We start from the raw sequence: 22,367 nt of genomic DNA on the forward strand, positions 1-22,367 counted from the left end.
ATTTACTCACGATTCTCTAATTTGCTCAGCGTAAAGTACTATCAGCAGGCGTTTTCGTTAGAGGACCTTGCACTCCGCCAGCGTGACGCCATCCGCGCATCGCGCTCATCATAATAAAAGTAAAAAATACGCAGTTGAGGAGTGTCGGTTACATGTCGAATTTTTTTATCGACCGCCCCATTTTTGCCTGGGTTCTGTCTATTTTGCTCTGCCTGTGTGGCACGCTGGCGATCATCTCGCTACCGATTGAACAATATCCCGACCTCGCGCCACCCAACGTGCGTATCACCGCCAACTATCCCGGCGCATCCGCAGAAACGCTGGAAAACACCGTCACGCAAGTTATCGAACAGAACATGACCGGCATCGATAATTTGATGTACATGTCCTCCAACAGCAGCAACACCGGCCAGGCTCAAATCACCCTCACCTTCACCGCTGGCACCAATCCCGACGAAGCGCGCCAGCAGGTACAAAACCAGCTGCAAAGTGCGCTGCGCAAATTGCCCGCTGCGGTACAGTCACAAGGCGTGACGGTGAATAAAACCGGTGATAGCAACATCCTGATGATTGCCTTCGTCTCCACCGACGGAAGTATGGACAAACAGGATATTTCAGATTATGTCGCCAGTAACATTCAGGATCCGCTCAGCCGTATCGATGGCGTCGGCCAGGTTGATGCCTACGGCTCGCAATATGCGATGCGCATCTGGCTCGATCCCAACAAATTGATTGCCTACGCGCTGACCACCGAAGACGTGGTGAGCGCGATTGAATCACAGAACGCGCAGGTGGCGGTGGGTCAGGTCGGCGGCTTACCGTCCGTGGACAAACAAGCGCTCAACGCCACGGTAAATGCGCAGTCGATGCTGCAAACACCTGAGCAGTTCAAAGCGGTGACGCTGAAAACCAACAGCGACGGCTCGGTAGTGACGCTCGGCGATGTGGCGGATGTGGCGATGGGCGCGGAAAAATATGACTTCCTCAGCCGCTACAATGGTCAGGCGGCTTCGGGACTCGGCATTAAGCTGGCTTCCGGCGCCAACGAGATGAATACCGACAAACTGGTGCGTGCGCGCATTGCTGAGCTTTCGCACTACTTCCCGCACGGGCTGGAAGCCAAAGTCGCCTATGAAACCACGCCGTTCGTGAAGGCCTCAATTAAAGACGTGGTAAAAACCCTGCTGGAAGCGATCCTGCTGGTGTTCCTCGTGATGTACCTGTTCCTGCAAAACTTCCGCGCCACGCTGATCCCAACCATCGCAGTGCCGGTGGTGCTGCTCGGCACCTTTGCGGTGCTCTACGCCTTTGGTTACAGCATCAACACCCTAACGATGTTCGCCATGGTGCTCGCTATCGGTTTGCTGGTGGATGACGCCATCGTGGTGGTGGAAAACGTCGAGCGCATCATGAGCGAGGAAGGTCTGTCGCCGCGCGCCGCCACGCGTAAATCGATGGGGCAGATTCAGGGCGCGCTGGTCGGTATTGCGCTGGTGCTGTCGGCGGTGTTTGTGCCGATGGCGTTCTTTGGCGGCACCGTCGGCGCCATCTATCGCCAGTTCTCGATCACTATCGTTTCGGCGATGGTGCTGTCGGTATTGGTGGCGATGATTCTGACGCCCGCGCTCTGTTCCACGCTGCTGAAACCGCTGGAGCAAGGCCATCATCACGGTCGTCGTGGCTTCTTTGGCTGGTTTAACCGCACCTTCAACGCCAGCGCGGAACGCTATGAGCGCGGCGTCGCCAAAATTCTGCGCAAAGGCGGACGCTGGCTGCTGCTCTATCTCGCGATTATCGGCCTGATGGCGTTCCTGTTTATCCGTCTGCCCACCTCGTTCCTGCCGCTGGAAGATCGCGGCGTGTTCCTGACGCAGGTGCAATTACCTGCCGGTGCAACGCTGGAGCAAACCTCGAACGTGGTGGCGAAGGTCGAGAACTACTACATGACCCAGGAGAAAGATAATGTGGTCTCGGTGTTCTCCACCATCGGTGCGGGTCCTGGCGGTAACGGCCAGAACGTGGCGCGCCTGTTCGTTCGTTTGAAAGATTGGGAAGAGCGTCCGGGCAGCGATCGCACCTCTTTCGCCATCATCGAGCGTGCGACAAAAGCCTTCCACAAGATCAACGAAGCGCGCGTAATCGCCAGCAGTCCGCCAGCGATTACCGGCATGGGCAGTTCGTCGGGCTTCGATATGGAGCTGCAGGATCACGGCGGCATCGGTCATACGCAGTTAATGGCGATGCGCGATAAGTTGCTCGAGCTGGCCGACAGCAATCCGGCGCTGTCACGCGTGCGTCACAACGGCCTCGACGACAGCCCGCAGTTGCAGATTGATGTCGACCAGCGCAAAGCGCAGGCGCTGGGCGTGTCGCTGGATACCATCAATGACACCTTAACCACCGCGTGGGGCTCGACCTACGTCAATGACTTCCTCGATCGCGGTCGCGTGAAGAAAGTCTACGTGCAGGCAGCGGCAGAGTTCCGCATGCTGCCGGAAGACGTCAACAAGTGGTACGTGCGTAACAGCAGCGGCGGCATGGTGCCCTTCTCTGCTTTCGCCACCAGCCACTGGCAAACCGGTTCACCGCGCCTTGAACGCTACAATGGTTACTCCGCACTGGAGATTGTCGGTGAAGCGGCGAACGGCGTCAGTAGCGGTACAGCGATGGACGTGATGGAAAAACTGGTTGGGCAGCTGCCGCTCGGCGTCGGCTTCCAGTGGACCGGCGCATCCTATCAGGAACGCTTGTCCGGTTCGCAGGCGCCAGCGCTGTATGCGATTTCGCTGCTGGTGGTGTTCCTGTGTCTGGCGGCGTTGTATGAGAGCTGGTCGATTCCGTTCTCGGTAATGCTGGTGGTGCCGCTCGGCGTGGTGGGTGCGCTGGTGGCAACCTGGATGCGCGGGCTGGAGAACGATGTCTATTTCCAGGTGGGTTTGCTCACGGTGATCGGCTTGTCGGCGAAGAATGCCATTTTGATTGTCGAGTTCGCCAATGAGATCAACAGCAAAGGCCGCGAACTGATGGAGTCGACGCTGGAAGCCTCACGTCAGCGTCTGCGTCCGATCCTGATGACTTCGCTGGCGTTTATCTTCGGCGTACTGCCGATGGCCATCAGCAGCGGTGCCGGTTCCGGCAGCCAGCACGCGGTGGGTACCGGCGTAATGGGCGGGATGATTTCCGCTACCGTGCTGGCGATTTTCTTTGTGCCGCTGTTCTTTGTGGTGGTGCGCCGCCGCTTCCCGCTGAAAGAGAAGCCGCACGATTAAGCATGCCATTCCGCTGCGTGTATTTATTCGGTCGCCATAAGTGGCGACCCTACATCCACCTCATCCGTAGGGGCGCCATTTATGGCGACCGTACAAAAAAAGCCGCCATGAACGTCATGGCGGCTTTATTGTTGTGTGTGGTAAGAATTACAGCAAGTTGGGAAATGCCCTGCTTTTCTCTTCACGCGTTACTTGTTACGTAACATCGCTTCGATGAATTCTTTCCAGTTTCCCATTTCGGTGTCGACCATAAAAATCCTCTCTTATTGTAGCGGCAATTCTACGCCGTTTTTTTCTACAGGTGAATACGTTTCCACCTGTTATCACTATCGGCAAAAGCGTAGAAAAGCTGCAATCTGTTGAAATTGCGTACTGACGCACATTTCAGCAACTCTATAAAACGACTCAGAAAATGCCTGACTTAAATCGCGTAGCAGAAAATGGCGATTAGGATAATCCTTAGTGGCTTAATGATGTCACTGGCAATTATTAAGTGCGTAAGTGAAAGCGCTTCCCGGCCCTAAGTAATAAAATTTATAACGGCAAAATGGTCATGAAAAAAACGTGAATCAGGCAGGCTTTCGCCGTCAGCGCTCACAGCCCTTAGAGCGCTGTGGTAAACTCGCGCTTTATTTTTTACTAAACGGGAATAAGCGATGACAGCGCAGTGGGTGATGTACGGAATTAAAAATTGCGACACGATTAAAAAAGCACGCAACTATTTAGCGTCTTCCGGTATCGACTACTGTTTTCATGACTATCGCGTGGATGGCATTGATGACGCGCTGCTGCAATCGTTTATCGATCAGCTCGGTTATGAGGCGCTGCTCAACACGCGCGGAACCACGTGGCGCAAGCTGCCGGAGGCCGAACGCGACGCGGTAAACGATGCCGCCAGCGCCAAAGCGGTGATGCTGGCGCAGCCTGCCATCATCAAGCGTCCGGTGTTAGCCGCGCCGAATGGCGATCTGCTGGTCGGCTTCAAAGATTCCCTTTATTCCGCCTTTATCCAGGAGAAGTCATAACATGTTCTGTCCGGTTATTGAGCTGGCTCAGCAGCTTATCCGTCGCCCGTCTCTCAGCCCGGATGATGCCGGTTGTCAGGCGCTGCTGATTGCGCGTCTGGAAGCCATCGGCTTCAGCGTTGAGCCGATGCACATTGGCGATACGCTGAACTTTTGGGCGACGCGCGGCCAGGGCGAAACGCTGGCGTTTGCCGGTCATACCGATGTGGTGCCGCCGGGGGATGCCAACCGCTGGATCAGCCCGCCGTTTGAACCAAGCATCCGCGACGGCATGCTGTTTGGTCGTGGAGCCGCCGACATGAAAGGCTCACTGGCGGCAATGGTGGTGGCAGCGGAACGCTTTGTTGCCGCTAATCCGCAGCATAAAGGTCGTCTGGCGTTTCTGATTACCTCCGATGAAGAAGCCAGCGCGGTTAACGGTACGGTGAAAGTGGTTGAGCGTCTGATGGCGCGCAACGAACGCATGGATTATTGCCTGGTCGGCGAACCGTCAAGCACCGAGATCGTAGGTGACGTGGTGAAGAATGGCCGCCGCGGCTCGATGACCGCGAATCTCACCATTCATGGCGTGCAGGGCCACGTGGCCTACCCGCATTTGGCGGATAATCCGGTGCATCGCGCCATGCCTGCGCTGAATGAGCTGGTGGAGACAGTTTGGGATGAAGGCAACGAATTCTTCCCGCCGACCAGCATGCAGATCGCCAACGTGCAGGCCGGCACCGGCAGCAATAACGTGATTCCTGGCGAATTCTTTGTGCAGTTTAACTTCCGTTTCAGCACCCAATTGACCGATCAGATGATCAAAGATCGCGTGGCGCAACTGCTTGATCGCCATCAGCTGCGCTACACGCTGGAGTGGAATGTTTCCGGTCAGCCGTTCCTGACCTCACGCGGCAAGCTGGTGGATGCCGTGGTAAACGCTGTGGCGCACTATAATGAGATTAAGCCGCAGTTACTGACGACCGGCGGCACCTCCGATGGGCGCTTTATCGCGCGCATGGGTGCGCAGGTGGTGGAACTGGGCCCGGTGAACGCCACCATTCATAAGATCAATGAGTGCGTGAAAGCGTCAGATTTGCAGATGCTGAGCCGTATGTATCAGCGCATCATGGAACAGCTGATCGCCTAAGCGCGCAGAAGGAGAAAGGGGATGGAATTCTTTAAAGAGTACTGGTGGATCCTGGTGATCCTGCTGATGGTTGGTATTTTGATGAACGTTTACAAAGACCTAAAACGTATCGATCATAAAAAATTCATGGATAACAAACCGACGTTGCCGCCACATCGTGATTTCAACGATAAATGGGACGACGAAGACGACTGGCCGAAAAAGAAATAACCTCCATATCGCTAACGGCGCGAAAATCGCGCCGTTACGCTTTCTGCTACATCATCATCACCACATCATCATCGCCCGGTTTGGCACCGCTGAGCGCCTCATCGAAGTAACGACGCGGCACGGTATAACGCAAATGATTCAGCGCCAGCTCCATGCTGCGATCGTTAATGGCGTGCGGTAAATCTTCCACCACATCCAGCGTGACATCGCCGCCCAATGACATCAGACGTTGCTTCGCCTCTTCGGCGCGTTGCAGCGGGATCTGTTCGTCGTAATCACCGTGAATCAGATGAATGGTGTTACGCGTGCTGGCCCGCAGCGGCAGCGTGGCATAGCGGCCGCTGAAGACAATCGCGCGTCCGGCTAAATCCGGCTGCGCTTTTATGCCTTCCAGCACCATGATGCCGCCCTGTGAAAAACCCACCAGCGCCGTTGCTTCGGCACGCACGCCGCTCTCCTGCTGCCAGTGACGCACCGATCCCACGAATTCTGGCATGATCGCATCCACGCCCTGCTGCTCAGAACGATCGTGTGGCGGAATATCGGCAAACCATTGGCGCCCTTGCGGCACGCTGCCCGCGTAAGGTGCGCCGACTGACACCACCAGCGCCTGCGGGAACGCTTTCGCGAACCAGCTGCCAATCTGCGCCATTGAATCCGGGTTGTCGTTGATGCCGTGATAAAGCAGAAACAGCTGCGCTGCACTGCTAGGTTGCTGAACAATTACATATCGTAGTGCCATAAGATCCTCCTCAAATCACTATACGCCGCTGCTGGCACAGAGATATCGGGAAAATTTGAACGAGATAATGGATTTATTGCAATGAACGCAGCCGCTGCGCGGCATCGGGATTGAGGTGAATCAGTGCTGCGGCCGCTTCCAAGCGCAGCTGGTTTATCAGGGCTTTACGCCCGCTGAGACCGGCATGTTGCGCGGCTTGGGTTAGCGTCTGTTTTTGCTGCAGGATGGCATTCAACAGCGATGAAGGAGACTGGCGCACCAGCCGCTGTAGCGCCGCGTAACTGGCTTCGAACGGGCGCTGCGCCCAGGCAAAACCGGCTAACAACGCCCAGTCATCGTCGTTGAGTTGCTGGCTGGCATCGTTTGTCAGCGCTAATGGCAGTTCGATGATATCTCGCAGCCACGGCCAATCCCGCGCCAGGCGCTGCGCAGCCTGCTGTTGTAGAACTTCACCTTCCGCAGATGTTGCCAGCATCGCCATCGCCGCATAGCAACCGCTGCTCGCTTCGCGCTGCGAGCCAATACGCACCAGCGTAAAACCGCAGGCGCGCCAGAAGTGCCACAAAGATTCGGTGTAGCCGAAACTTACGGAGAGATAATCACAGCCCTGCGCCTGCTGACGTGCGGTGGCCACCAGCGCTTTGCCAATCCCACGCTGACGTTGTGATGCCTGCACCGCGATTCGGCTAATGCGCTGTGAGCGCAGCGTCGCCGCCTGCGCGAAACCGGCATGGGCCGCCAGCGATTGCGCCACCAAATTACCGCGTGGCCGACGATGACCGGCCCACACCGCATCGGCTAATGGCTGATCCAATCCGCCCTCTTCCACCAGCCACAGCGCGCCAGTTACCTGATCGGCTTCACCCGCCAACCAAAAGCGCATGCCGGGCGCATCCAGCATGCGCCGCAAATCCAGTGGCGAAGTGCGATAGTGCGCGCTGGCAAGCAGGCGATATCCAGCTTCCAGCGCCGCTAAGTTGTGGTCTGGCGTTGCCGGATAAATCGCGATCTCACCGCTTACATTGCTCTCCTGCGCATCTTCAAACAGCAATGCCTGGCTGAGCCACTGTTCCAGCGGATCGTTTGGCGACCAGCGCAACGGCTCGTCGAGCTGGAAATAGCGCACATCCGGCAAGGTGGCGCAGAAGCGCAGCATAAAGCCGCGTCCGGTGCCTTCGTAACCTTGCACGGTGGTAATGAGCAGCACGCGCGGGAAACGATGCACCAGTTGCTGCAGGATCGGCGCGGGAATGGCGGCAGCTTCATCGACAATCAGCCACTGCGCCTGAGGCGGCGCTTCCTGTGCAAGGATCGCATCGGGTGCCATGAAACTGAAATACTCACCGGCAAACTCTGCCAGCACATCAGTGGAGACTTTGGCTGGCGCCGTGACTAAACAGTGTTGATTGCGCTGCGCCAGCATGCCGGCCAACGCGGATTTGCCGCGACCGCGCGCGGCGGTGATCACCGCAACGCCTTGCGGCATCGCTTCAAGCTGTTCGAGGATTTGTGCTTGTTGCTGCGGCGCCTGACAGCGCCAGTCGGGCAGATGCGTTTCCACGGGATAACGCACCGCTTGATGCTGACGTTGCAACATCACTTGTGCATCGTTAAGCATGAGGAATTGCAGATGGTGGATAAAGTGCGGCGTGGCGATCGGCTCGGCGACATCTGCCCAGCGCAGGCTGTCGGCATCGGTTTGGTTGGGCCAGCTTTTCCAGGCAGGCGTTAACAGCAATAACCAGCTGCCCGCGCGTAAGGTTCCGGCCAGCGCGGCAAAAGCTTCGGCGTGAAAACCGCTGCGCGCATCGAATATCGCGTGCTGGAATTCACGGCCCAACAAAGTACGTAAAGCAGTGGGCGCGACGGCCTGCGGGAAATCGGCGCTGTCGCTCACCGTCAGCCAGTCACCGGGCAGCGCGGTGAGCCAACCTGTGGCCTGCTGCTGCGCCCAATCCGCATCACCCGCTATAACGCAAAGGCGGCGAATGCCTGCACGCTGCATCGCCGCCGTTTGTTCATTTAAGCAGATCACTTGCTAGCGAAGGTGTTGCACTGGCCAGGATCGCCGCTATCGAAACCGCGTTTCAGCCAGGTGTAACGCTGCTGAGAGGTGCCGTGCGTGAAGCTGTCCGGTACTACGCGGCCCTGACCTTTCTGCTGCAGACGATCGTCACCAATCGCTTCAGCGGCATTAAGCGCTTCCTGCAAATCGCCCACTTCCAGAATGTTTTGCTGCTGCATGTAATGGCCCCAAACGCCGGCAAAGCAGTCCGCCTGCAGCTCCATTTTCACCGACAACTGGTTCGCCTGCGCCTGGCTCGCGCCCTGCTGCATCTGACGCACTTTCGGCTCAATTCCCAGCAGTTTTTGTACGTGATGACCCACTTCATGAGCGATCACGTAGCCTTGCGCAAAGTCGCCACCAGCACCGAGTTTGGTTTTCATGTCATCGTAGAACGACAAATCGATGTATACGGTTTGGTCGGCAGGACAGTAAAACGGCCCCATCGCCGATTGTCCGGTTCCGCAGTTGGTGCGCGTCGCCCCGCGATACATCACCAGCTTCGGCGGCACGTATTGCTTGTTCATCTGCTGGAACAGCTTGCTCCAGGTATCTTCGGTGGTCGCCAGAATTACCGAGGTGAATTTTGCATCTTCGTTACTCTGCGCGCTGTTCACCTGCCGCTGCTGCGAAGTGGGCGCGACATTACCGCCGCCACCTTCTAATAGCGCGGTGAGGTCGTAGCCGTAATAGCCGGCAACGGCCACCACCACCAGCAAGATAAGGCCGCCTTTGCCGCGTGGAATGCGGATTTGTCGTCCACCGCCGCCGCCAAGGCCCGGTGAATCATTGCGTCGATCTTCTACGTTGTCGCTCTCACGACGCCCTTGCCAGCGCATGGTCTAACTCCTTTAAACATGTTTGGCATGATTTTAGTTGGCGGCAGCGGGAAGCACCAGTGTTGTCGTTGCAGAACACCGTTGGGCCGTGATTTATGACGACCTGAATGGCGGGCATAAAAAAAGGTCGTCATAAATGACGACCCTACGGGAGAGGTGGACGAACTTAGTCCAGCTTGACACCTAAACGGTGTGCAACTTCTTCGTACGCTTCAACCAGGCCGCCGAGGCTCTGACGGAAACGGTCTTTATCCATTTTGTCCATGGTGTTTTTGTCCCACAGACGCGCGCCATCTGGCGAGAACTCGTCACCCAGCACCACTTCGCCGTTGAACAGACCAAACTCCAGCTTGAAGTCGACCAGGATCAAACCTGCGTCATCAAACAGTTTGCTCAGCACTTCGTTGGCTTTGAAGGTCAGCTCTTGCATGCGTGCCAGATTCGCTTTGCTCACCCAGCCGAAGGTTTCGCAGTAGGATTCGTTGACCATCGGGTCGTGTTTGGCGTCATCTTTCAGGAAGAGATCAAACAGCGGTGGATTGAGCACAATGCCCTCTTCCACGCCCAGACGTTTTACCAGCGATCCTGCCGCACGGTTGCGTACCACGCACTCTACCGGCACCATCTCCAGCTTTTTCACCAGCGCTTCGTTATCCGACAGCAGCGCTTCCATCTGGGTCGGAATGCCCGCTTCCTGCAATTTGGTCATGATGAAATGGTTAAACTTGTTGTTTACCATTCCTTTGCGATCAAACTGCTCGATTCGTGCACCGTCTCCTGCTGACGTATCGTTGCGGAATTCAAGTACCAGCAGATCCGGATTATCGGTGCTGTATACGGTTTTCGCTTTACCGCGATACAACTCAGCTCGCTTTTGCATCTTGTTAACTCCAAACATGAAAGAACCCGTGTTCAGCGGTGTTTCACCGCGCGCCGATTGCGTGACGCAATCGTTTACTTCGCCGGGCGCTATTATACACAAAATGCTTAAAGGGTTTGTGTATATGCCAAATCAAAAAAGGCCGGAGAATCTCCGGCCCTTTGGCAATTTATTTCAGCGCGCCTTGAATCACCTGCACCAGCGCGTCGTTCTGCGCCTGGGTTAGCACGTGACCTTTCGGATCGATGAACTGCAGACTGCTGCGGTTATCCAGATCGCCAACCTGCAATTTGTAATCGCCGTTTGGTAGTTCTGGATCTTTGGCGCCGATCTGATCCCACACGCCGCTGCCCGGCTGTTTGTAGGTCACTTTCAGGCTGCCCTGCGAACGGTTGTCATCAGTGACTTCCATGCCCACGCGTTTCAGCGCCGCTGGCAAACGCTGCCAGGTGACATTAAACGGTGCGCGCAGAATCAACAGCGGTAAACCGGTGTCATCCGCGCCGCTCTGGACATCAATCTGTCCTGTCGCACGGTTGGCCGCCGCATCCTGGCTGGCAGAATCCACTTTATCCAGACCGGTGCTGATGTCGTTCAACATCTGGCCGGTATAGCGTTGAATCTGCGCTGGAGATGTCACCGCCTGACCAGACTGCTGCAGTTCCAGCAGACGAACGGTCAGCACTTGCTGATAGCTCTGATTCTGCACGCTGATCTGATAGCGACCGCGATACTGGTTATCTTCGTCAGCGCGGTTCCACTGCACCCAATCGGTAGTCAGCTGTTGACCAGCATCATCACGTTGCGCGATCGGGAACTTGTACGACTGAACCACACCAACCACTTGCGACCAGATCGAACCACGGCTGCTTTCTACTGCCAGCACGCCCGTATTACCGGTGAACTGTGCACGCGTGCCGTTTAACAGCGCCAGCGGCTGGGCTGGCGGACGAATATCCAGCTCTTTGCCAACCGCGCCTTTCGCCACGTTATGCGGAACATCGTAATCACCATTCTGCAACGGCAGAATCATGCCCGCTGGGGCTTTTAAATCGTGCAGCTCAGGCGCCTGCAGGTAAGATTCATCACCGCTGACCTGGCGCTTATAACGCTGATCGTTGGAACACGCTGTTAGCAGCATCAGGGTGGAAAGGCCCACTACCGTTGCCAGCGTCGAGCGCTTAACTGAATAACTCATTGATTCTCCCTAAATTATCGCAGACCCGCTTTAATCAGCGCTTGTGCCGTTTTCGCCTGACCGGCTTCGGTCAGTGGCGTCATTGGCAAACGCAGCGTGTCATCCGCGATTAATCCTAGCTGTTTTGCTGCCCATTTCACCGGGATTGGATTGGGTTCACAGAAAAGCGTCTGGTGCAGATGCATCAGACGCTGATTCAGGCGACGCGCTTCGGCGAATTTGCCCTGTTGCGCCAAGGCACAGAGTTCAACCATTTCACGCGCTGCAATGTTAGCCGTGACCGAAATTACGCCTTTGCCGCCCAGTTGCATGGAGTCCAGCGCCGTCGCGTCATCGCCGCTGACGATGATGAACTCATCATTAACCAGCTCTTGGATCTGTGAGATACGCGATAAGTTCCCGGTGGCTTCTTTGATTCCGATAATATTTTTAATTTCGGCTAAGCGCGCAACGGTTTCCGGCAGCATGTCGCAACCGGTACGCGAAGGAACGTTATACAGCATCTGCGGCAGATCGGTACTTTCCGCAATGGCTTTAAAGTGCTGGAACAAGCCTTCCTGCGTCGGACGGTTGTAATAAGGCGTAACCGTCAAACAGCCCACGACACCGCTGCCGGTAAAGCGTTTGGTCAGAGAGATGCCTTCAGCAGTGGCATTTGCGCCGGTGCCAGCGATAACCGGAATACGGCCATCCGCCAGTTCCAGCGTTTGCATAACCACATCACCGTGCTCGTCATGGCTGAGCGTGGCAGATTCGCCGGTGGTGCCAACAGAAACAATCGCCGCGGTGCCGCTGGCAACATGATAATCAATCAGTTTTTTCAAACTTTCGCGGCAGACATTACCTTTTTCATTCATTGGCGTAATGAGCGCAACAATACTTCCGGTGAACATGGGCTATCCCCTCGACAAACAAGTGCCTCATGTTACGTTTTACATTGAAAGAAAAGCAAGCGAGCCACGCCATTCCCACGCTTGTCAGCAGTTTTTTTTATGTTTACCTTATAGTTATTAGCGAACGTACAGGAAATGCCATTTTGTCGCAGTCACAGCCTCACCATCTGGTGATCACCGCACTGGGCGTTGATCGTCCGGGTATCGTCAATACCATCACCCGCCACGTCAGCAGCTGCGGCTGTAATATCGAAGACAGCCGTTTGGCGATGCTGGGCGATGAGTTCACCTTTATCATGCTGCTTTCCGGTAGCTGGAACGCGATAACCCTGATTGAATCGACGCTGCCGATGAAAGGGGCAGAGCTGGAACTGCTGATTGTGATGAAGCGCACCAATGCACGCGTCACGCCACCGATGCCCGCCACCGTATGGGTGCAGGTTGAAGTGCCGGATTCACCGCACATCATTGAACGCTTTACCGATCTGTTCGATAAACATCAAATGAACATCGCCGAACTGGTATCGCGGATTCAACCCGCTCAGGACGACGTTGCGCCCACGCTCTATATTCAAATGACAGCGCACAGCCCGGCCAATCAGTTCAGTGCGCCCATCGAGCAGGCTTTCAATCAGCTGTGCGAAGAACTGCATGCACAAGGCTCAATTCGTCTTTATAGTGTCACCGACGATGCTGACAGCACCGTTTAATCAGGCTCCGGGTTATTTCGCCACACACTCTGCCGCTGCGGCAAACCGTGTTGTGAAATAACCCTGACGGTAAACACCACCTGGCACTTTTACTCTTGATGGTGTATTACCCACAGCATGTAGAAAAAATGGAGAGTTGTGATGAATCCACTGAAAGCCGGTGATACTGCACCGAAATTTAGCTTGCCCGATCAGGACGGCGAACAAGTAAATTTGGCCGACTTCCAGGGACAGCGCGTTCTGGTCTATTTCTATCCGAAAGCCATGACGCCGGGTTGCACCGTGCAGGCTTGCGGACTGCGCGACAACATGGATGAGTTGAAAAAAATTAGCGTTGAGATTCTGGGTATCAGCACCGATAAGCCTGAGAAGCTGTCGCGCTTTGCCGATAAAGAGCTGCTGAACTTCACGCTGTTATCGGATGAAGATCATCAGGTGTGTGAGCAGTTTGGCGTTTGGGGTGAAAAAACCTTTATGGGCAAAACCTATGACGGCATTCACCGCATCAGTTTCCTGATTGATGCCAATGGCAAAGTTGAGAAAGTGTTCGACGACTTCAAAACCTCCAACCACCACGACATTGTGCTGGATTATCTGAAGTCAGCCTGATGTAAACGGGTGCGCAGGTCGCACCCGTTTTCTTTTACTCAGCGCGCGGCTCGTCGAGCGCCGGGGTTTCTGGCCACGCACGCACCACCGCTTTCACCAGCGTCGCCAGCGGAATCGCAAAGAACACGCCCCAGAATCCCCACATCCCGCCGAAAATCACCACCGACAGAATGATCACCAACGGATGCAGGTTGACTGCTTCAGAGAACAGAATCGGCACCAGCACGTTGCCATCCAGCGCCTGAATCACCAGATAAATGGCTATCATGGTCCAGAAATCGCTGCCCAATCCCCACTGGAACAGGCCAACGCCAATTACCGGAATGGTCACCACCATTGCGCCGATATAAGGAATCAACACCGAAATACCCACCAACACCGCCAGCAGCAGCGAGTAGTTGAGGCCCAGCAGCAGGAACGCCAGCCAGGTGACAAATCCCACCGCCACCATCTCCAGCACTTTGCCGCGAATGTAGTTGGTGATCTGTTGATTCATCTCTTGCCACACCACGCCCGCCAAACCGCGATTGCGCGGCAGCACGCGACGTACCGCATTCAGCATCTGCTCTTTATCTTTCAGCAGGAAGAACACCATCAGCGGCACCAGCACCAGATAGATCATCAGCGTCATTAAACCCACCAGCGACGCCAGCGAATACTTCACCAGCGATTCGCCCAAGCCGGTGAGACGGCTGCGCAAGTTTTCGACGATAATATCGATGATACCCGCATCGACCAGCGCCGGATAACGCTTCGGCAGGCCAGCAGCAAACACATAGAGCTTATTCAGCATGTTGGGCAGGTCACGCGTCAGGTTGATGCCCTGCTGCCACGCCACCGGCGCGACAATCAGCACCATCACCAGCAAGATGCCGGCAAACACCACCAGCACCGCGCTGGTTGCCCAGGTTCGGCTACAGCCAACGCGCTGCAAGCGCACCGTTGGCCACTCCAGCAGATAAGCCAGCACCAACGCCACTAACAGCGGTGCCAGCAAACCGCTGAGGAAGAACAGAATGCAAAACGCCGCCAGCAGAATCACCAGCAGCCCGATGGCCTGCGGATCGCTGAAGCGGCGTTTGTACCATTGATAAAGCAGAACGAGCATTAAAACATCCTTGATACTAAAAATGTGGTCGCCATGAATGGCGACCCTACAAAAAACTTAGTGTGTAATGCTACTGACCAACGCATCCTGACCGGAGATCATCACGCAGTTGCGTCCGGCATTTTTCGCCTGATAGAGCGCGGCATCGGCTTGCTTGAGACTCTGCTCCTGCGTACCACTTTCCGGCTGCCAGTCGGCAATGCCCACCGATAGCGTGACATTGCCGACCTGATCGATCCAGTTTTCCGCAATGCTGATGCGCACACGTTCAGCCAGAATGCGCGCATCCTCAACCGAGGTCGCAGGCAGCAGCATCAGGAACTCTTCCCCGCCGTTACGGCACACCACATCGGTTTGACGTGCGCTGCCGCGTAAGGTTCGCGCCACATGTTTAATGACTTCATCACCCACATCATGACCAAAGGTATCGTTGACGCGTTTGAAGTGATCGATATCCAGCGCCAGCACCGAGAAGGGTTGACGCATAGTGGCGAAGTAGTCGAGCACCGCGCTCAGGCCACGGCGATTAAGCAGATTGGTCATGGGATCGCTCTGCACTTCCGATTTCAGGCGACCAATTTTGTCCTGTACTAAACCAATGCCGGTAAGCAGCGCACGTTTGACCTGCGCCGCTTCGAAATACCAGGCGCGAATACCGCCAATCTCACTCGACACGCCTTGTGAATCCATCTGGCTGGCTTTGCGCGCCAGCTGCCACAGCGGCAGCGCAATCAGGCGCGCCAGAATCACCGCCACCAGCAAGGTCAGCAGCGCAAACGGCACCGAGTTTTTCAATACTTTCAGCAGTAAACCGGTGAGCGGCGCCAGCGTGACATCGGTGGGTTTCAGCGCCACCACCATCCAGCCGGTGGTCGGCACGATGGCGTAACCGGCCAGCTTAGGCACGTTCTCTTCCGTCAGTTGCACTTCACCGTTGGTTTTCTCTTCGCGCTGGCGATCGCTGACGATGCCCGGCACGCTTTTACCAATCAGCTGGCTGTTCTGGTGATAGAGCACCTGATTATTGCGATCCAGCACGTAAACGTGGGTGCCATCGCGATAGAACTGCTCACCGAGCAGCGCGTTGAGGATGCTTTTCTTCTTCAGGTAGATGGTACCGCCGACGTAGCCAAGGTAGCGTCCGTCTTTGCTCCAGATCGGCCAGGAGACAAACACAATCAGGTTATTGGCAGCGGAAATGCTGGGCTTGCTGACCATCGGCTGACGCTGCGCCAGCGCCTCACGCGAAGCCTGGCTGGTCAGCTGCATGCCCTTCAGCATCAGCGATTCGGGTGAAATGGCTTTCACGATGCCGTTGCTGTCCACAACTGCCACCGAGTTGAAACTGTTGGTTTGCTCACGCAGGCGATTCACTTCCTGCTGCGACAAATCGGCATTATCAAAATCATTGCCCAACTGCGTCGCGCTGTAGTGCAGCTGCGACTGAGCCAGCTGAAAGAAGACCTCAGTGGTCGCCGCCAGTTTGGTAGCGTAGGCGCGATTGGCTTCGAGGGTACTTTCGATCAGGACCATACGTTGCACGCGCCAGGTGGCGTACAAGGTGTTGGCAAGCGTGATGACGATGCTGGTGATCGCCAATAGCGCGATCAGCGTTCGCAGGTCAGTTTTTGGCCGCAGGCGCATTAGCATGGCGCGCCGGCCTTAGTGAATAGATTCATCAATATGTGTGCCTGACAGTCTTGTTATTGTTGGATGCACTTGCCCTGGTGAGCTAACGGGCGATTGTACACCCACAACGCAAATTGAGCACGAAGCATCCTGTCAGCCACACAGATTTCTTTCTCTGCGCTGGCGCTAATCGATCAAACCGTTGGCGTCGTAAAACGGCCACGGACCGGGATAATCGCCGATAGCACACAAATGCGTGCTCATGCCCTGCTGCGGATGCCAGCGATGCAGCAGGAAACCCGGCGGCTCCAGCACAAAATTGGCTGGACCATTTTCCGCGAGATCAAACGCTACCTGATGCGAAACGCCCGGCGCAACACAGGCCAGGGTACCGGCAAAACGCGCCTGCACCGAGCGATGCAGATGGCCGCTCAGCACGCGTTCCACCTGCGGATGACGCTGGATAATCGCCGCCAGCGCCGCCGGATTGCGCAGCGGTTGGTTATCCATATGTTCTATGCCGCAGAGAAACGGCGGATGATGCAGCATCACTAGCGTTGGCAACTGCGGCTGGCGCTGCAACTGCTCATCAAGCCACTGCAGCTGCGCTTCATCCACATAGCCCCACGGCTGCTGCGGCACGCTGGAATCGAGCGCCAGCAACTGCACGCCTTTCACCTGCATCTGCCAGTTCAGGGTTTCACCGTGCTGCAAATAGTGATGATCCGGAAACGCCGCACGCAGCGCCTGACGATCGTCGTGATTGCCTGGCATCAGCAGAAACGGTATTTGCAAATGACGCAGCGCCTGCTTCAACGTTTGATACTCTTCCGCCGTGCCGAAATCGACCAGATCGCCGGTGATCACCACCATGTCCGGGCGCGGAGTAAGGCGGTTAAGCGTCTCGATGACCCGCAGCAGCGCGGCTTGGGTGTCGACTTTTTTGTAGGACAAACGGCCGTTGGCCTTGATGTGTAAATCGCTAATTTGCGCGATTAGCGTCATTGCTTCAGACACGAATTTTTTCCTTTGGATATGAAACGCCGGCCGGTCGCCATTAATGGCGACCCTACAACGGCACTGCACGCTTATCGGTCGCCATTAATCGCGACCCTACGACGGCACCGCTCGCTTATCGGTCGCCATTAATGGCGACCCTACGACGGCACCGCTCGCTTATCGGTCGCCATTAATGGCGACCCTACGACGGCACCGCTCGCTTTTGTAGGGTCGCCATTTATGGCGACCGGGCCAATTAAGAGAACTGCAGTGCAGCGTCCTGCGCCAGCGTCCAGCTCACCGCTTGTCCGGCATGCCAGGCTTCGCGCGCGTGGCGATCCACCTGAATCGGCGTGGCCAGCCCGATATCGATCATCAGCCGCTGCGACGCGCCCAAAAAGGTGCTGGCGACAATAAAGCCCTGACGCTGATAGCGATCATCGCTGGCCAGCAGCACATCTTCCGGACGGCAGAAACGCTGCGGATTGCCGCGCGTATCCACATCCACGCAGTTAATCGCACCAACAAAATCGGCGACAAATTTTGATGCCGGACGCTGATAGATGTTCTGCGGCGTATCGATTTGCACCAAACGTCCCTGCTCCATCACCGCGATACGGTCGCCGAGCGCCATCGCTTCCTGCTGATCGTGCGTCACGTACACTGCGGTGATCGCCAGCTTCTTCAACAGCGCGCCGATCTCCAGACGCAGACGATCGCGCAGGCGCGCATCCAATGCCGCCAGCGGCTCATCAAACAGCAGCACTTTGGGCCGCGCAGCTAACGCGCGCGCCAGTGCCACACGCTGCTTCTGCCCGCCGGAGAGTTTGTCGATGCTACGCTGCGCCAGCGCGGTGAGATCCACCAGCGCCAGCATCTCCTGCACGCGCGCTTCGCGTTCGGCACGCGCCACGCCCTGCACTTTCAGGCCGTACGCCACGTTCTCGGCCACATTGAGATTCGGGAACAGCGCGTAGTTCTGGAACACCATGCCGACGTTGCGTTTTTCAATCGGCAACGCGGTAACGTTGCGATCGTCAAACCACACTTCGCCGCCGACGTCGCAGCTCTCCAGCCCACTGATAATGCGCAGCGTGGTGGTTTTGCCGCAGCCGGACGGCCCCAGCAGCACCAGCGTTTCGCCGGCATGAACGGTGAGATCGAGCGGTTGTAGCGCCTGATGATGATTAAAGTGACGTGCGCAGCCGCGCAGCGTCACGGTAACGGCCGCAGGATTCATGCTGCCTCCTTGTGTTGGCGCGAAACCGCGCGGTTAAGCCAGTGATTCACAGCATTGAGCATCAGCAGCAGCGGCAGAATCATCAGAATGAAAATCAGCGTGTAGGCGGAGCCCACTTCCAGCCTCATCGAGGCGTAACTGTCGGCGAGGCCAACCGGCAAGGTTTTGGTCAGCGGCGTATGCAACATCCAGGTGATGTTGAATTCGCCCACCGACAGCGTGATCACCATAAAAGCACCGGCGAGAATGCCGTTGCGGCAGTTCGGTACCACCACGGTAAAGAAGCGCTGCCACAAGCTGGCACCAAGGCTGGCCGAGGCTTCTTCGAGGCGCGGCATATCTACTGCCTGCATCACCGCCAGCACCGGCCGCATCATAAACGGCAAGGTAAACAGCACGTGACCAATCAGGATAAACAGCCAGCTGTCGCGCAGGCCGGAAAACTGGCCGTAGAGCAGAATGATACCGAGCGCGGTCGCCAGACCGGGCAGCGCCACCGGTAGCATCAAACACTCTTCAATACGTGCCGCCCAGCGGCCCGGCGCTTTCAGCAATCCCCACGCGGCGGGCACGCCAATCACCAAGGTGAGCAATAGGCAGAACAGCGCGATCAGCAGCGACAGCCAGAAGGTATCGGCGTACATCTGCCACACTTGCTCCACCCACTTCAGCGTGAAGCCGCTGCGCAGGCCGATAAAATAGTTATTGGTGACGCCCGCCAGCATCGACAGCACCACCGGCACGATCATAAACAGCGCGGTAATGGCGGTGATCAGCAGTTGCAGGCTAAACAGTCCACGACGTTTCATGATTGCGCTTCCTTAGACTGCGCCAGACGGCGCGCCAGCATCAGCGCCAGCCAGGCGAATCCGCCCATCAATACTGATAGCGCGGCGGCGGTGGCAAAGTTGGCGTAGTTGGTGAACTCGCCGTAAATGGTCAGCGGCAGCACCGCTAAATCAGTGCCGAGCGTAAAGGCGGTGCCAAAGGCGCCCATGCTGGTAGCGAAGCACAGCGCGCCGGTAGAGAGCAGCGCCGGTTGCAGGCCGGGAACAATCACATCCCAGGTGATGCGCCACTGGCTGGCACCAAGGGAACGCGCCGCTTCTTCCAGCGAGCGATCGAGTTTTTCACTCGCCGCCACCAGCGTGACGATGGCGCGCGGCAGCGAGAAATAGAGGTAACCGATAAACAGCCCCGCCAGCGAATAGGCCAGCGTCCAGCGCTCATGCACCAGGCTCATGCTGACTTGCGCCAGCAATCCCTGACGCCCGGCCAGCATCACCACCAGAAAACCCACCACCACGCCGGGAAACGCCAGCGGGAAGGTCAGCAGCGCCAGCAAGGTGCCGCGCCCGGTAAAGCGCTGGCGCGCCAGAAAGCAGCCGACGATAGCGGCAATCAGTAGCGTCACCAGCGTCACCGCCAGCGACAGCAGCACGGTGTTCAGCAGGCTCAGCAGATAGTGCGGCTGGGTGATCACCGTCCAGTAACCGCTGTGCTGGGTGCTGCGATCGTTCTGCATGCCGATTTGCAGCAAACGGGCAAACGGCAACAGCCAGAAAGCGCAGAAGAACAGCAGCGCGGGCAGCGTCAGCCACAGCCAGCGGCTGCCCGGTTGCGTACGAATCTGGCGGCGCGAGGCCGCCAGGGTGTCAGCCATCGACATTAACGAATCTCGCTCAGGTATTTCGCCGAGAAGGCTTTCTGCGCATCGGCCATCTGCTGATAATTCACGGTTTGCGCACGCGCATAATCGCTGTCTGGCAGGAAGAATTTCTTCGCCTCTGCGGACATCGCCGAGGTGCGCACCGGACGCAGGAAGGCATTGGCCCAAATCGCCTGACCTTTATCCGACAACACGTAGTCGATCACTTTCTTGCCGTTGTCTGCGTGCGGCGCGTTCTTCACCAGGCTGATGACGTACGGCACCGTGACCGTGCCTTCTTTCGGAATCACAAAAGCGACATTGGCGTGATCTTTATATTTGGCGCGATAGGCGTTGAAGTCGTAGTCGAGCAGGATTGGAATTTCACCGGAGATCAGGCGCGCGTAGGCGGTTTGCTTCGGTACGATCGGCTGGTTTGCCTGTAATTTTTTGAACCAGGTCAGCGCAGGCGTGAAGTCATTCATATTGCCGCCCTTCGCCTGGTTGACCGCCACGGCCGCCACGTAACCGACAAAAGCACTGGCCGGATCGAGATAGCCGATCATCCCTTTGTATTCCGGCTTCAGCAGATCGTCCCAGGATTGCGGCACCGGCGCGCCACCCAGCGCATCAACGTTAACCATAAAACCCATGGTGCCGGAGTGCAGCGCCACCCATTTGCCATCGGGATCTTTCATTCCGGCTGGGATCTCGTCCCAATGCGCGGGCTTGTAGCTGCTGATGACACCGGCGCTGTCCGCCTGGATGCCAAAACTGACGCCGTAATAAACCACATCTGCCACCGGATTGCCCTTCTCCGCCACCAGCTGCGCCAGCGCCTGGCCGGAGTTTTTGTTGTCCTGCGGCACCTGAATCCCGGTGTCTTTGGCAATGGCGTTAAGCTGGGTTCCCCAATCCGCCCACTCGGGAGGACAGTTGTAGCAAATTGCCGTCTCAGCGGCCTGGGTGAAACTACTGAACAGCGAACCGGCGGTCAGTGCGAGCGCCCCGGCAATGATGGTGACTTTTTTCATGATGGTTCCCTGATGTTGGCAATTGAAGAAAAAGCGGTTGCGGGCGCAGCGATGCTTTCGCCGCTGCGCAACCGATGCGCCAGTACGCGAGTGCCGCGACTGGCTTGTTGTAACAACATGTCGATGGCACCCGCGCCGAGCATGTCGGCGGGTTGCGTCACGCTCGCCAGCGACGGCGCGATTTGCTCGCCGATATCGATGCCATCAAAACCCATCACCGACAGCTGCTGCGGAATGCGCACACCGGCGCGCGCCGCCGCACCAATCAGGCTGATGGCGAGCAGATCGTTAGTGCAAATCACCGCGCTCAGCGGCGTGCCGCCTTGCAGCTGCGGCTGCAGCAGAGCGAAATCAGATTGGGTATGGCTGGGCATTTCAATCACCGGCAGCGCGTCGAGTCCGGCTTGTTGCATCGCATCGCAATAGCCCTGATAGCGCAGACGTGCGCGATCGGATTGCAGCATCGGCCCAGCCACCATGCCAATGTGGCGATGGCCGAGTTCAAGCAGATGTTGAGTGGCTTCTTGCATCGCCTGACGGTTATCGACGCAAATAGCTGGCCAATGGGTTTCCTGCGGCACGTTGTGCGTCAGGACAAACGGCATGCTGGCTTGATGCAGCGTATGCAGAATGGCGCTGTTATCGGCGTCGGCAACGGTAAGAACCAAACCGGCCACGCGCTGATTCAGCATGTGTTCCACAATCGCCGCTTCGCGCTCTGGCTGATAATCGCTGGTTGCCACTAGCAGACCGTAACCGGCGGCACGCGCCTGCCGCTCCATCGCTTGCAGTTGGCGGGCGAAGATCGGATTGAGCAGCGACGGCAGCAGCACGCCGAAGGTGGTTGAACTTTGGGTACGCAGTTGGCGGGCAATGTGATTGGGGCGAAAGCCGAGCTGCTCGGAGGCGCTCAACACTTTTTCCAGCGTGTCAGCACGCAGTAGATGCGGATCAGAAAATGCGCGTGCAGCGGTGGCGCGAGAAACGCCAGCCAGTTTGGCCACGCTGATTAAATCGGACATATTCGCCTCGTAAAGTGCCAATGAGATCGATCTCATTGGCGCTTAAACTAGCGGCGAACTGTGACAGCAACATCGCGGAGAAATGACAGCGAGATGACAGCAGCGTGAACTGCTGTCA

The 22,367-nt window shown here is 56.8% G+C and carries 21 protein-coding genes; 6 read left to right on the top strand and 15 right to left on the bottom strand.

Annotation, left to right across the window (positions count from 1 at the left end; translation table 11 throughout):
• Positions 1–152 precede the first annotated feature (152 nt).
• Positions 153–3,269 (top strand): multidrug efflux RND transporter permease AcrD, encoded by a 3,117-nt coding sequence (gene acrD / locus NR302_RS13815; RefSeq protein ID WP_061717936.1) that lies wholly within the window; start codon positions 153–155, stop codon positions 3,267–3,269.
• Positions 3,270–3,457: 188 nt separating this feature from the next.
• On the opposite strand, the gene ypfM is transcribed toward acrD, so the two are convergent.
• On the bottom strand, positions 3,458–3,520 hold the full coding sequence (gene ypfM / locus NR302_RS23735; RefSeq protein WP_139221414.1) for a protein YpfM: 63 nt from the start codon (positions 3,518–3,520) through the stop codon (positions 3,458–3,460).
• Between the two features lie 405 nt (positions 3,521–3,925).
• On the opposite strand from ypfM, the gene NR302_RS13820 reads away from it, so the two are divergent.
• The 3 genes from NR302_RS13820 to NR302_RS13830 are packed head-to-tail and all read left to right on the top strand — an operon-like array spanning position 3,926 to position 5,633.
• A complete protein-coding gene (locus NR302_RS13820; protein WP_154181591.1) occupies positions 3,926–4,294 on the top strand; it encodes an ArsC family reductase in 369 nt (122 codons plus the stop codon).
• Between the two features lies 1 nt (position 4,295).
• Positions 4,296–5,423 (top strand): succinyl-diaminopimelate desuccinylase, encoded by a 1,128-nt coding sequence (gene dapE, locus NR302_RS13825; protein WP_061717937.1) that lies wholly within the window; start codon positions 4,296–4,298, stop codon positions 5,421–5,423.
• A gap of 21 nt (positions 5,424–5,444) precedes the next feature.
• Positions 5,445–5,633, top strand: a complete 189-nt coding sequence (locus NR302_RS13830) for a YpfN family protein (RefSeq protein WP_008108368.1) — start codon at positions 5,445–5,447, stop codon at positions 5,631–5,633.
• 46 nt (positions 5,634–5,679) lie between these two features.
• On the opposite strand, the gene ypfH is transcribed toward NR302_RS13830, so the two are convergent.
• From ypfH to dapA, 6 genes are all read right to left on the bottom strand, one after another.
• Entirely contained in the window at positions 5,680–6,375 is a 696-nt protein-coding gene (gene ypfH / locus NR302_RS13835) for an esterase (protein WP_008108366.1), read from the bottom strand.
• A gap of 73 nt (positions 6,376–6,448) precedes the next feature.
• Positions 6,449–8,380 carry a tRNA(Met) cytidine acetyltransferase TmcA gene (locus NR302_RS13840; protein WP_258143732.1) on the bottom strand — a complete coding sequence of 644 codons (1,932 nt, stop codon included), beginning with the start codon at positions 8,378–8,380 and terminating at the stop codon, positions 6,449–6,451.
• A gap of 26 nt (positions 8,381–8,406) precedes the next feature.
• Positions 8,407–9,279: a neutral zinc metallopeptidase gene (locus tag NR302_RS13845; RefSeq protein WP_008108361.1), complete on the bottom strand. Its 873-nt coding sequence runs from the start codon at positions 9,277–9,279 to the stop codon at positions 8,407–8,409.
• Positions 9,280–9,445: 166 nt separating this feature from the next.
• Complete coding sequence (gene purC, locus NR302_RS13850; protein WP_061718438.1) at positions 9,446–10,159, bottom strand: phosphoribosylaminoimidazolesuccinocarboxamide synthase; 714 nt, start codon at positions 10,157–10,159, stop codon at positions 9,446–9,448.
• Between the two features lie 169 nt (positions 10,160–10,328).
• Positions 10,329–11,357: an outer membrane protein assembly factor BamC gene (gene bamC, locus NR302_RS13855; protein WP_258143733.1), complete on the bottom strand. Its 1,029-nt coding sequence runs from the start codon at positions 11,355–11,357 to the stop codon at positions 10,329–10,331.
• Between the two features lie 14 nt (positions 11,358–11,371).
• The gene (gene dapA / locus NR302_RS13860; protein ID WP_007884824.1) at positions 11,372–12,250 is read right to left on the bottom strand and encodes a 4-hydroxy-tetrahydrodipicolinate synthase; all 879 of its coding nucleotides are present in this window, start codon (positions 12,248–12,250) and stop codon (positions 11,372–11,374) included.
• Positions 12,251–12,393: 143 nt separating this feature from the next.
• On the opposite strand from dapA, the gene NR302_RS13865 reads away from it, so the two are divergent.
• Together NR302_RS13865 and bcp are read left to right on the top strand one after the other, a co-directional pair.
• A complete protein-coding gene (locus NR302_RS13865; protein WP_036649519.1) occupies positions 12,394–12,960 on the top strand; it encodes a glycine cleavage system transcriptional repressor in 567 nt (188 codons plus the stop codon).
• A gap of 141 nt (positions 12,961–13,101) precedes the next feature.
• Positions 13,102–13,569, top strand: coding sequence for a thioredoxin-dependent thiol peroxidase (gene bcp, locus NR302_RS13870; RefSeq protein ID WP_008108351.1), 468 nt, complete (start codon positions 13,102–13,104; stop codon positions 13,567–13,569).
• A 34-nt stretch (positions 13,570–13,603) separates the two neighbouring features.
• On the opposite strand, the gene NR302_RS13875 is transcribed toward bcp, so the two are convergent.
• The 8 genes from NR302_RS13875 to NR302_RS13910 all read right to left on the bottom strand — a co-directional run bounded on the left by NR302_RS13875 (position 13,604) and on the right by NR302_RS13910 (position 22,249).
• Complete coding sequence (locus NR302_RS13875) at positions 13,604–14,677, bottom strand: AI-2E family transporter (protein ID WP_008108349.1); 1,074 nt, start codon at positions 14,675–14,677, stop codon at positions 13,604–13,606.
• A gap of 57 nt (positions 14,678–14,734) precedes the next feature.
• Positions 14,735–16,327, bottom strand: a complete 1,593-nt coding sequence (locus NR302_RS13880; protein WP_258143734.1) for a sensor domain-containing diguanylate cyclase — start codon at positions 16,325–16,327, stop codon at positions 14,735–14,737.
• 165 nt (positions 16,328–16,492) lie between these two features.
• Complete coding sequence (locus NR302_RS13885) at positions 16,493–17,311, bottom strand: phosphodiesterase (RefSeq protein ID WP_374990645.1); 819 nt, start codon at positions 17,309–17,311, stop codon at positions 16,493–16,495.
• Positions 17,312–17,561: 250 nt separating this feature from the next.
• Positions 17,562–18,545 carry an ABC transporter ATP-binding protein gene (locus NR302_RS13890; RefSeq protein WP_258143736.1) on the bottom strand — a complete coding sequence of 328 codons (984 nt, stop codon included), beginning with the start codon at positions 18,543–18,545 and terminating at the stop codon, positions 17,562–17,564.
• Positions 18,542–19,354 carry an ABC transporter permease gene (locus NR302_RS13895; protein WP_008108344.1) on the bottom strand — a complete coding sequence of 271 codons (813 nt, stop codon included), beginning with the start codon at positions 19,352–19,354 and terminating at the stop codon, positions 18,542–18,544. Before NR302_RS13895 ends, NR302_RS13890 begins: the two co-directional genes overlap by 4 nt.
• The gene (locus NR302_RS13900; protein WP_258143737.1) at positions 19,351–20,214 is read right to left on the bottom strand and encodes an ABC transporter permease; all 864 of its coding nucleotides are present in this window, start codon (positions 20,212–20,214) and stop codon (positions 19,351–19,353) included. The genes NR302_RS13895 and NR302_RS13900 overlap by 4 nt, the downstream gene beginning before the upstream one ends.
• Complete coding sequence (locus tag NR302_RS13905; RefSeq protein WP_258143738.1) at positions 20,214–21,227, bottom strand: ABC transporter substrate-binding protein; 1,014 nt, start codon at positions 21,225–21,227, stop codon at positions 20,214–20,216. The genes NR302_RS13900 and NR302_RS13905 overlap by 1 nt, the downstream gene beginning before the upstream one ends.
• Entirely contained in the window at positions 21,224–22,249 is a 1,026-nt protein-coding gene (locus tag NR302_RS13910; RefSeq protein WP_258143739.1) for a substrate-binding domain-containing protein, read from the bottom strand. The genes NR302_RS13905 and NR302_RS13910 overlap by 4 nt, the downstream gene beginning before the upstream one ends.
• Between the last annotated feature and the right edge of the window lie 118 nt (positions 22,250–22,367).

Source organism: Pantoea sp. SOD02 (genome assembly GCF_024707505.1).
Taxonomy (GTDB): Bacteria; Pseudomonadota; Gammaproteobacteria; order Enterobacterales; family Enterobacteriaceae; genus Pantoea; species Pantoea symbiotica.